The organism is Corallococcus sp. AS-1-6 (assembly GCF_020037015.1).
Classification (GTDB): Bacteria; Myxococcota; Myxococcia; order Myxococcales; family Myxococcaceae; genus Corallococcus.
The window spans coordinates 1-1,956 of record NZ_JAIQDE010000081.1; the positions used below are offsets into that span (position 1 = coordinate 1).

General features: G+C 69.0%; 1 protein-coding gene. It reads left to right on the top strand.

The features are described from left to right. Window positions 1-1,956 (top strand): condensation domain-containing protein (locus tag K8612_RS38705; RefSeq protein ID WP_223765924.1); only part of this gene is annotated, 1,956 nt, incomplete at both ends.

The following is a 1,956-nucleotide window of genomic DNA, read 5'->3' on the forward strand; positions in this document are numbered from 1 at the left end:
ACCGGCGACGTCGTGCGCTGGCGCCCCGACGGCCAACTGGACTACCTCCAGCGGCTCGACTTCCAGGTGAAGGTGCGTGGCTTCCGCATCGAGCTGGGCGAAATCGAGGCCTCCCTCCTCGCCCACGCTTCCGTGCATGAAGCGGCCGTCCTCGCCCGCGAGGACGTCCCTGGCGACAAGCGCCTCGTTGCCTACGTCGTGCCCATTTCGGGCCAGCCGTTGGACACCTCGGCGGTGCGCACGTTCCTCAAGGAGCGGCTGCCCGAGTACATGGTGCCCTCCGCCTTCGTTGTCTTGGAGGCCCTTCCCCTCAGCCCCAACGGCAAGGTGGACAGGAAGGCCCTCCCCGTCCCGGAGGCCTCGCCGCTCGCGGACTTCATCGCGCCTCGCGACGCCACCGAAGAGAAGCTCGCGGACGTCTTCGCCCAGGTCCTGCGCGTGGAGCGCGTGGGCGTCCACGACGACTTCTTCTCGCTCGGAGGCCACTCCCTGCTGGCCACCCAGTTCGTCTCCCGCGTCCGCGCTGCCTTCGGTGCGGAGTTGCCGCTTCGTGCCCTCTTCGAAGCCCCCACCGTCGCCGCTCTCGCCGAGCGTCTGCGCACCGCGACCTCCGGCCCGCGACTCCCGCCGCTTCCAGTCGCCACCCACGAGGGCCCGCCGCCCCTGTCCTTCGCGCAGCAGCGGCTGTGGCTGCTGGATCAGCTCCAACCGGGCAGCGCCGCGTACAACATCCCCGCAGCCCTTCGCTTGAAGGGCCACGTGGACGTCGAGTCCCTGCGCCGTGCCTTCGAGACGCTGGTCGCTCGTCATGAGACGCTGCGCACCACCTTCTTCCAGCACCAGGGCCAGCCCGCGCAGCGCATCCACTCGCCCGGGACTTGGACACTTCCCCTGCTCGACGTGTCCTCGGTGCCCGAGGCCCAGCGAGATGAAGAGGCGCGCCGCCTCGCGAACCTGGAGGCCCGGCGTCCCTTCGACCTGGAGGCGGGGCCGCTCCTGCGCACGTCGCTGGTGCGTCTGGGTGACGTGGAGCACCTGCTGCTGGTGACGATGCACCACATCGTCTCCGACGGCTGGTCCATGAGCGTCCTCGTCCGTGAACTCACCGCGCTCTACGCGGCGTTCCATACGGATCAACTTCCCACCCTCGCGCCGCTGCCCGTGCAGTACGCGGACTTCTCCGTCTGGCAGCGCTCATGGCTCCAGGGCGAAACGCTGGAGACCCAGCTCGCCTACTGGAAGGAGAAGCTCACGGGAGCTCCCGCCGCGCTGGACCTGCCCACCGACCATCCGCGTCCCCCCGTGCAGTCGCATCGAGGCGCCGCAGTGGACATGCGCGTCCCCGCGCAGCTCTCCGAGGCCCTCAAAGCCCTGGCCCAGCGGGAAGGCGCCACGCCCTTCATGCTGCTGCTTTCGGCCTGGCAACTGCTCCTTTCGCGCTACTCCGGTCAGGACGACATCAGCGTCGGCACCCCCATCGCGGGTCGCACGCAGGCGGAGACCGAGGGCCTCATCGGATTCTTCGTCAACACGCTGGTGTTGCGTGCCCACGTCCAGCCGCAGGCGACCTTCCGCCAGCTACTGGCGCAGGTACGCGGTACGACGCTCGCGGCCTACGAGCACCAACACGTGCCGTTCGAGAAGCTGGTGGAGACCCTCCAGCCCGTGCGCGACCTGAGCCGCAGCGCCCTCTTCCAGGCGATGTTCTCCCTGCAGAACACGCCCATGGAAGCGCTCCGAGTTCCTGGATTGTCCTTCGAGCAGCTCCCGCTCGAATCGAACTCGGCGAAGTTCGACCTGACGCTGACGATGCAGGACTCGCCCCAGGGCTTCGTGGGCGTCCTGGAGTACAGCAGCGACCTCTTCGACGCGGCGACCATGCAGCGCATGGTGGGCCACCTGGGCGTGCTGCTGGAGGCCATCGCCGCCCAGCCGGACTCGACGCTCGCGAGCCTG